General features: G+C 51.0%; 9 protein-coding genes and 1 pseudogene. 4 read left to right on the top strand and 6 right to left on the bottom strand.

The genetic code is table 11. The annotated features are described in order from the left end of the window. The 3 genes and pseudogenes from ACEW8P_RS21590 to ACEW8P_RS21580 form a co-directional block, all read left to right on the top strand. Positions 1-688: pseudogene (locus tag ACEW8P_RS21590) on the top strand (M61 family peptidase); the annotation flags it as partial. Positions 689-691: 3 nt separating this feature from the next. Beyond that, positions 692-2200, top strand: a complete 1509-nt coding sequence (locus tag ACEW8P_RS21585) for a bifunctional UDP-sugar hydrolase/5'-nucleotidase (protein ID WP_373515142.1) — start codon at positions 692-694, stop codon at positions 2198-2200. 204 nt (positions 2201-2404) lie between these two features. Continuing rightward, on the top strand, positions 2405-3019 hold the full coding sequence (locus ACEW8P_RS21580) for a 2OG-Fe(II) oxygenase (protein ID WP_373515141.1): 615 nt from the start codon (positions 2405-2407) through the stop codon (positions 3017-3019). Here ACEW8P_RS21580 and ACEW8P_RS21575 read toward each other — a convergent pair. From ACEW8P_RS21575 to ACEW8P_RS21565, 3 genes are read right to left on the bottom strand one after another with little or no spacing between them, the layout of a single operon-like run. Further along, entirely contained in the window at positions 3016-4281 is a 1266-nt protein-coding gene (locus ACEW8P_RS21575; protein ID WP_373515140.1) for an MFS transporter, read from the bottom strand. The genes ACEW8P_RS21580 and ACEW8P_RS21575 overlap by 4 nt on opposite strands. Positions 4282-4337: 56 nt before the next feature. After that, positions 4338-4760 carry an alternative ribosome rescue aminoacyl-tRNA hydrolase ArfB gene (gene arfB, locus ACEW8P_RS21570; protein WP_373515139.1) on the bottom strand — a complete coding sequence of 141 codons (423 nt, stop codon included), beginning with the start codon at positions 4758-4760 and terminating at the stop codon, positions 4338-4340. Further along, positions 4757-5263 (bottom strand): GNAT family N-acetyltransferase, encoded by a 507-nt coding sequence (locus ACEW8P_RS21565; RefSeq protein ID WP_373515138.1) that lies wholly within the window; start codon positions 5261-5263, stop codon positions 4757-4759. The genes arfB and ACEW8P_RS21565 overlap by 4 nt, the downstream gene beginning before the upstream one ends. Positions 5264-5465: 202 nt before the next feature. Here ACEW8P_RS21565 and ACEW8P_RS21560 point away from each other — a divergent pair, with 202 nt between their 5' ends. Continuing rightward, positions 5466-6215: a spheroidene monooxygenase gene (locus ACEW8P_RS21560; RefSeq protein ID WP_373515137.1), complete on the top strand. Its 750-nt coding sequence runs from the start codon at positions 5466-5468 to the stop codon at positions 6213-6215. A gap of 91 nt (positions 6216-6306) precedes the next feature. Here ACEW8P_RS21560 and ACEW8P_RS21555 read toward each other — a convergent pair whose 3' ends face one another. The 3 genes from ACEW8P_RS21555 to nuoH all read right to left on the bottom strand — a co-directional run. Continuing rightward, on the bottom strand, positions 6307-6828 hold the full coding sequence (locus tag ACEW8P_RS21555) for an NADH-quinone oxidoreductase subunit J (protein WP_373515136.1): 522 nt from the start codon (positions 6826-6828) through the stop codon (positions 6307-6309). Positions 6829-6906: 78 nt separating this feature from the next. Beyond that, the gene (locus tag ACEW8P_RS21550) at positions 6907-7500 is read right to left on the bottom strand and encodes an NADH-quinone oxidoreductase subunit I (RefSeq protein WP_373515135.1); all 594 of its coding nucleotides are present in this window, start codon (positions 7498-7500) and stop codon (positions 6907-6909) included. A gap of 89 nt (positions 7501-7589) precedes the next feature. Beyond that, positions 7590-8627 (bottom strand): NADH-quinone oxidoreductase subunit NuoH (gene nuoH / locus ACEW8P_RS21545; protein ID WP_373515134.1); only part of this gene is annotated, 1038 nt, incomplete at its 5' end.

Genomic DNA, 8627 nt, shown 5'->3' with positions numbered 1-8627 from the left:
TTCGCACGAACTTTTTCATGCCTGGAACGCTATGCGCATTCGGCCTAAGGAGTTATCTCCCTACGATTTTACCAAAGAAAACTACTTCCCGACCTGCTTTGTCGTGGAAGGCTGCACGACATACTACGGCGACCTATTTCTACGGCGAGCAGGTGTGTTTGACGACGAACTGTACGTGAAGGAGTTGCAGGTTTATATGAAGCGGCATTTCGAGCATAGCCGCCACGCCACGCAGTCACTGCTAGAGTCGTCCTGGGACCTTTGGCTCGATGGCTATGAAAAAGGTATCCCGGAGCGCAAGGTCTCTGTGTACCATAAAGGCGCGCTGGTGGCTCTGATTTTGGATTTATATTTGAGAAAAAAAACTGATCACGGCCGCTCGCTCGATGATGTGATGCGGCTTTTATGGCAGCGATTTGGCCAGCCATCCGTAGGCTATACTTACTCAGACTACCAGACAGTTGTGAAGGAAATAGCGGGAGAATCGCTGGACTGGTACTGGGAAGAGTGCATAGCCGGGACTACACCGCTGGAAAACCGTTTGAATGAGGCGTTGGCCTTCGTGGGTTTGCAGATGACGACATTTAGCAATGGCAATATTCAGCTCAACGTGCTGGACGACGCCCGCGCCGCCCGACAGTGGGAACGCTGGCTGGCTTCGGCGCAGGTTGTACCCAAGGAGTTTTAATATATGGATAAGCCCTTTTTCATACGTCTGAGAGCGATTCAGTGGCTCCTGTTGCTCGGCATTGCGGCGGGATGCCAGTCCGGTCGTACCATTATATTCCTGCACATCAACGATGTATATGAAATCGCTCCTCTCGATAATGGTAATGCAGGCGGGCTGGCGCGGGTGGCGTATGTCAATAAAGAGTTGAAAAAAGAAAACCCCAAGGGCACCTTCTTTGTGCTAGCGGGCGACTTTTTGAGCCCATCGGTCATCGGAACGCTACGCTACGAGGGCGAGCGCATCAAGGGCAGGCAGATGGTGGACGTACTGAACGCAACGGGTTTGGATTTAGTAACCCTGGGTAACCACGAGTTCGATTACGACGACGATGCGCCCACTACACTAAACCAGCGCATCGAAGAATCAAAGTTCCGCTGGGTCATTGCTAATATGCAGGCTCGCCAGGGGAACAATACGGTGTCTTTCACTAAAGACGGTGCAGAATTTCCGACTTCGCTGGTGCTGGACAACGGCAAGGTTCGCGTGGGCATTTTCGGAATTTGTATTCCCGTCAACAAAGATTATGTGCAGGTCACCGATCCCTTCGACGCAGCTAAGCACGAATACGAAGACTTGAAAAACCGCTGTGACGCCGTGGTAGCCCTCACTCACCTCAACGTTGCCGACGATCAGCGCATGGCCGAGCAAATCCCCGGCCTGACACTCATCATGGGCGGTCACGATCACGATCACATGAAGCTGCGAACGGGCAATGTAGTCATCGCCAAGGCTGACGCCAACGCGCGGACGGTGTACATTCACCGCCTACACTTCAATAGGAAGAATCGCTTGGTTAACTTAGAATCTGAGTTGAAAACCATTGACGAAAGCATCCCGGAAGACCCGGCAACCGCCGCTTTGGTGAGCAAGTGGCAGACCATTGCCGACGAGAGTTTTCGGGAGCAGGGCTTCGACCCGAACGAGGTAGTTTATACTACACCTGAACCCTGGGACGGGCTTGAGAAAACCGTCCGTCGCGAACACGGAACGCTGACTTCGCTTATCGCCGAGAGCATGTTCGAGGCATTTCCGGGCAGTGATCTGTCGGTGTTCAACGGCGGTTCCGTCCGGGTGGACGATGTGCTGGAAGGGCCCATTTCACAGTATGACATCGTACGTATCCTGCCATTTGGTGGCGGCATCAAGCAGGCTGATATGACGGGCGAACTACTTCGCAAAGTGCTGGAAGCCGGACGACTCAGCCGTGGCAAGGGCGGTTTTCTACACCACGCCAATGCCCGTTACGATGAAGCTACCCGTACTTGGTACATCGCCGACCAAATTCTGGACAAGCAGCAAAACTACAAGGTAGTATTGCCCGATTTCCTGCTCACGGGTAAGGAATTCGGCTTGAGTTTTCTAATCCCTGCCAATCCCGGCATCCTTCCTCCTATTGTCTCTCCCACGCCAGAAGATGAGCGTTCGGACGTGCGTAAAGTGTTTATTTCCTTTCTAAGAAAACGAGATTAGGTGGAGCGTCCACGCAGCAGCGTGGCAGATAGCCGAAGGAGATACTCCAGCTCATCATCGTCTGCCTGATCGTATCAGATTTAAGCAAGGCTCTCTAGAACCTTGCCCCAAACTCAGAATCCTGCTATCTTGCCGTGAGTTTTGTGGTACAAAGAAATGCTGTCTTAGCACCCGAAGAGTCTCCATTAACCGTTTGCTAAAAAAATGCCTAAGCTATTTCCTTACATGCACGTCGAAAATTTTCTCAGCGACGAACTCAGCCAGCAGCTTTTTTCCTATGCGGTTGAAAGTAAAGACAAGTACACGCCATCGCGCGTAGGTTCGAAAGCGAATGAAGATGGGCGGGTAGACGACAAAATCCGCATTTCCCACGTTCTGCGTGATTTAGGGCCATTCGAGTCGGTGATGCAGCAAAAAATTCATGAATTCTACCCTGACATGCTGATTGGGCTGAAAATGGCCGGATTCAACGTTAGGGAAAAAATTGAGCTGGAGCTAGCCGCTCATGGAGATGGAGCTTTCTTTAAACCCCATATCGACATGCGTCTTGGCGAGACGGGCGATCGGGTACTGAGCGCGGTGTACTACATGCACAGTCAACCGAAGGCGTTCAGCGGCGGCGAACTACGGATTTTCCCACTGGAAATAATGCCCGGCGACGACAAACCGGTGGCCATCGAACCGAAGCATAATTCACTGTTAATTTTTCAATCTTACGTGCATCACGAGGTACTTCCAGTCGTTTGTCCGGGAGCAGCATTCGGAGAGTACCGCTTCGCAGTCAATTGCTGGGTTCACAAAACACCCGTTTCGCACTAAACTTCCAAAAAGTCCAAATCCTTATCGTGTGTTTCGGGGATAGTGAGCGTGGAGTAAAAGCCAATGGCATAAGCCACTACGCCAACCGCAAAACCCGCCAGAATCACATTCAGGGAGGGTTTCAAAGCCACGAACAGCATGTTCATCGGAATGAGTGCCCCGCGTACGAAGTTGGGTACGGTAGTGGCAGCAGTGGCCCGCAGATTGGTGCCGAACTGCTCGGCGCCTACCGTGACAAACATGGCCCAGTAGCCGGTTCCCAGACCCAGCCAACAGCATAAGGCGTAGAGCATTTCGGCGGATTTAATCCCGGAAAAAAGAAACAGAAGCACCCCAACCAGCGAGAAGCCCATCATCCAGGCAATCGCCTTTTTGCGCGAGCGCAGGGCCTGACTGAGGAACCCACTACCGAAGTCTCCCGCCGAAATACCGATATACGCCCACATGATAGCCAAACCAGGGTCGATGGCCTCAGTAATCCCGAACGCTTTCCCAAATTGATTGCTCTGATAGGCCAGAATTCCGATGCAAAACCAGGTTGGCAGACCGATGCCGATGCATTTGAGGTACTTAACAAAACGCTCCCTGTTAGTAAAGAAAGAGAAAAAATCACCCTTCATGACGTGAGCTTTGTCAGTAATGTCTTTGTAAATACCCGATTCTACTACCCCGACGCGCAGTAAAAGCAGCAGGAACCCCATCGCGCCGCCCACGAAGTAGGCGATGGTCCAGTCGCCCGAGAGCCGGACAGTGAAAGTACCCACGACCGCCCCCAATAGACCGACGCCCGCCACCAGCGAAGTACCTATTGCGCGTAGCTCCTTGGGCAAACTCTCCGATACCAGCGTAATGCCCGCGCCCAGTTCTCCGGCCAGGCCGACGCCCGCCACAAAACGCAACCATTTATAGGCTTCGATCTTATCCATAAATTCTATTTGGGGAATAAAACCACAGGCAACATTGGCCAGCGAGTAGGTAATAATAGACCCAAAAAGCACGGATAGCCGCCCTTTCTTGTCACCCAAAATACCCCACAACAAGCCGCCCAGCAGCAGACCGATCATCTGGTAATTGATGATGTCGGTTCCTACGGCATCAGCCTGTTCCATTGTCAGGCCCAGACCCAACAGACTGGGAATGCGCACGATGCCGAAGAGTTGTAGGTCATAAATATCTACGAAGTAACCAAGGGCCGCCACGATGACGGGCAGGCTAAACAGGTGTTGGTACTTTGTTTTTTCGGGGAGGGTAGCGTGGGGCATGAAAAGGAGGAAAGGAGTTTCAATCTTATCTGCAAAAATGCCAAAACCGCTCGGTTCTACTCTCTCGGTGGTTTCCTGCGCATTTTCTTAGTGTCAGACCGTTGTTTTTTTGCCTGGATTCTCCGCCTTTTGGAGGCTAAGGTCGGGCGTGTAGCACGGCGGCGGCGCCGGACGACGAACGCTTCCCGAATCAGGCGGTCGAATTTTTGGATGACTTTCTCTTTATTGGCCAGTTGGCTGCGTTCGGTTTGGTGGTAAAGGATCAGTACGCCTTCATTGGTAAGTTTGTTAGCGAGTTTTCTGGACAAAAATTCTTTCTGCTCGTCGCTCAGTATCTGCGAGTTGGGAATATTCAGGCGTAGCTCGACCTTGGTTTCGACTTTGTTGACATTCTGTCCGCCCTTGCCGCCGCTGCGGGCGGTTTGGAAAACTACTTCTGAGTGAAGTTCTTCGGGATTTATTTTCAGTTCGGATATCATGGTTGCCGACCGTTCCATTTCATGAAGTTCTTCACCTCCCCGAAGCCCAGTTTTTGGTACAGCGGCTTGCCAACGGATGAGGCGTTTAGCGTGACGTGACCGACCTTTTCTTCCTCGCACCAATGTAGCATCGTATCCATAAGCGACTTCGCCAGCCCATAGCAGCGGTAATCGATCTCAGTGAACATATTTAGAATGTGCGCCTGCATTTCTGAGGAGCAACTCAAACCGTTTTCCAGGGGATAAGGGGCGATCCGACGAAGCAACAGGCCGCCGCCCGCCACGATTTTACCTGATGCATCTACAATCAGCCACCCTTGGTATGATTTGTCGGCCACAGTTTCTTCAAAATATTGGATGCACTGCTCGTACATTTGGTGGTATCCCTCGGGCAGCAGATCGTTCATGGCGAGCCACATTTCACAGCGGTGCCGGGCCAGGACTTTGGCGTCGGCAACGGTAGCGCGGCGGATGTGAAATTCAGAAGGTATTTCGGTTTTCATTCTTGCAAAGTACCAGACTTTCGGCCACTTATCAATTGCTCGAATGAGACTAATTATCCCCATTAATGTAAGATAAATAGTTGAAAGAATAGTTTCTCCTATCAAAACAAGGCTGGCGCAAGCTTTTTAATCGCAGTGATAGTCTGCCTTCGTGCAAACTCTTTGCGCACTTCGCGGTTTAAGAAAAGTTATCCAACGCCATATGCCTTTCAAAGTACTTCGCCCCAGCAACCCGCTGCTACCCGTGACGACGTTCACAATATTCAGGTTTCCCAAGGAAAAAGTCTGGTGGGCCTTTGGGCAAATGGGTCGCAAAACGCTGGAAAACCCCGAGGGCGCGACGTTCAGCAAGATGCTCGGCAGCGGACGGAAGGGCTTCGACATCACTCCAAATTTCCGCCAATATACCTTTCTGGCTCATTGGGAAAGCGACCGAACCGCCGCCGAATTCTTTGCTTCGCCCACTTTTCAGAATTACACTGCCCATGCCACGGAACACTATACAATCAAAATGCAGCCGATGCAGGCGCACGGACAATGGGACGGCGCAGAACCCTTCCAAACTTCGGAAAACATCGAAAAAGATTATGCAGGTCCAATAGTCGTGCTGACTCGCGCGAAGATCAATTTTACCAAACTACTGGATTTCTGGCGACACGTTCCCAAAGCCCACGCCTCTTTGAACAAATCAGAAGGTGTACTACTCGCGTTGGGCATCGGCGAAAACCCCATCACTCAGCAGGCTACAATAAGTATTTGGGATAGTGTAGAATCGCTCAAAAAATTCGCCTACCAGCAGGCTGGTCATAAGGAAATCGTAAAGCGAACCCGGCAAAGAGGATGGTATCGTGAGGAGTTATTTGCACGGTTTGTGCCTGTGGCGGTAGATGGCGGGGTACTTTTTGAGGAAGATGCAACAGAATCGCTGAAGACGCCAATCCGTGCGTACTAGTTTTCTACAAATTGGATTCGGCAGTTTTCGAATCTTATTTGACTATGTTACGACCGTAAGTCAAAGCGAGTTTTAAAAGTAGTTGTGAAGATCAAAAATGCCGCTCCCCCAATTCCCGCTTACCTAACATCACCGCTCCGACCATCGCAATCAAAAATAAGATCGAAGCCAGCTCAAAAGGCAGGAGGTAATCACGAAAAAGTACCTGCCCCAGGCTCTCGACCATGCCCGTCTGGGAGTTGTAGCCCCGAGGATTGTACGTTCCGACCTGCGACTTGCGGTAAGCGCCGAACATAATGACGAACAGCGTACCCGCAACGATGGCGGCGGCGATTTTGGTCAGATTGGGCATCAAGTCTTTCTGGTCTTCTTTCATGTTCAAAAACATGATAACGAAGAGAAAAAGCACCATGATAGCTCCGGCATACACAATGATATTTACTACTGCCAGAAACTGGGCATTGAGTAAAAAGTAATGTCCCGACAGACAGAAGAACGTCATGATCGCGTACAGCACGCTATGGATTGGGCTGCGCGAGAAAACTACCATTAGTGCGCTCAGAATCGTGAGAAACGACAGGAAATAGAAGATGGAAAGCGTAGAAATAGCCATTGAAAATAAAGATTAGACTGATAAGTCCTGGGTCAATAAATCAGTACGATTTGCCCTTGTAGAAGGCCAATTGTTTGCTCATGGAATCGCCCTCGGTACAAACTCTGCATCGTCGCCCCGTGCTTCGATCAAATTCTGCTCCTGTGCCTCTTCTCTGGTCCAGGCCTTGCGAAGGTAGCGATTGTTCATGTTTTCTGTCAACATGTCCTTACCCCAAATTACCTGATCGCGCTCCGTAAAGACGGGGACGAATTCGTCATGGCGTAAGTAAACCGCTTGCTTAGGGCAAGCTTCCTCGCACAAGCCACAGAAAATGCAGCGCAACATGTTCACTTCGTAGATCGCAGCGTACTTTTCCTCGCGATACAAGTGTTCTTCGCCCTTCTTGCGCTCTTCGGCCACAATTTGAATGGCCTCCGCCGGACAGGCTACTGCGCACAGTCCGCAGGCCGTGCAGCGTTCACGCCCCTCGGCATCGCGCTTTAGTACATGGCGGCCTCGAAAAACGGGCCCCAAGTAGCGCTTTACTTCGGGATAGCGGATCGTGACTTTCTTCTGGAAAAAGTGCTTGATCGTAATCGCCATACCCGTAGCGATGGCCGGCAGATAGATTTTCTCCGCCAGCGTCATTTCTTTGTTGCTTACTTGCTTAGAGCGGTCGGTTAGTTGCATTTTTGGAGTTTATGAATTTAAAGTTTATGAGCTTATGAGTTGTTATGGTTCGCAAATGCAAAACTTATAAACTCCTCAAGTCATAAACTCTATTTAAGCATTGCTGTCAACGCTGGTTCGATGAATATAACGGCCAAGCCGGTGATGAGGATATTGAATATCGCGAGCGGAATGAGAGCTTTCCAGCCAAGATTCATGAGTTGGTCGTAGCGGAAACGGGGGAGCGTCCATCGCACCCACATGTAAAAGAACACGCCGAATAGCGATTTGGCAAAGAACACCGCCGTCCCGATGAGCGTAGCGAAGTTGTGTCCCGCCACGTTGCCGAAGGCATCCGTCAAAACTCCGTACATGAAATCCATACCGGGGTAGTTGTAGCCACCAAAGTACAGGGCTGAAATCACCGCTGATGAGATAAACATGTTGATATACTCGGCAAAAAGATAAAAGCCTAACTTCATACTACTGTACTCGGTATGGTAGCCACCTATGAGTTCGGTTTCGCACTCCGGCAGGTCGAAGGGCGTCCGATTACACTCGGCGAATGCACAAGTCAGAAAGATGATGAAGCCCAGCGGTTGGTACCAGATATTCCAGTTGCCTCCGTGCTGTTGCGAAACAATGTCGCCAATCGACAGCGACTCGCTTATCATGATGATCGCGACGATTGACATGCCCATCGCTACCTCGTAGCTAATGTTCTGCGAAGCTGCCCGGATAGCCCCCAGCAACGAGAATTTATTGTTGGACGCCCAACCACCGATCATTAGACCATAAACGCCCAGGGAAACAACAGCAAAAATGTACAGAATTCCGACATTAGCTTCTACGGCCTGCACGGCCACTTCCACACCCTCGTAAATAATGGTGTCGCCAAATGGAATAACCGCGCTCGCCATCAGGGCGGTGAGCATCGCAACGCAAGGCCCGGCGATAAACAACCACTTATTGGCCTGAGCGGGAATAAAGTCTTCCTTGAAAAACATTTTCCCGGCGTCGGCCAGGGGCTGTAAAAGCCCCCAGGGCCCGGCCCGGTCGGGGCCAAGGCGATCCTGAATGAATCCCGCCACCTTGCGCTCGCCGTAAGTCGAGTACATGGCAATCAACAACGTCAGGCCGAAGATGAC

The sequence above is a fragment of the Persicitalea sp. genome (assembly GCF_041751555.1).
Classification (GTDB): domain Bacteria; phylum Bacteroidota; class Bacteroidia; order Cytophagales; family Spirosomataceae; genus Persicitalea.
Note: the sequence above shows the minus strand (reverse complement) of the source record. Positions and strands in the feature narration are given on the sequence as shown.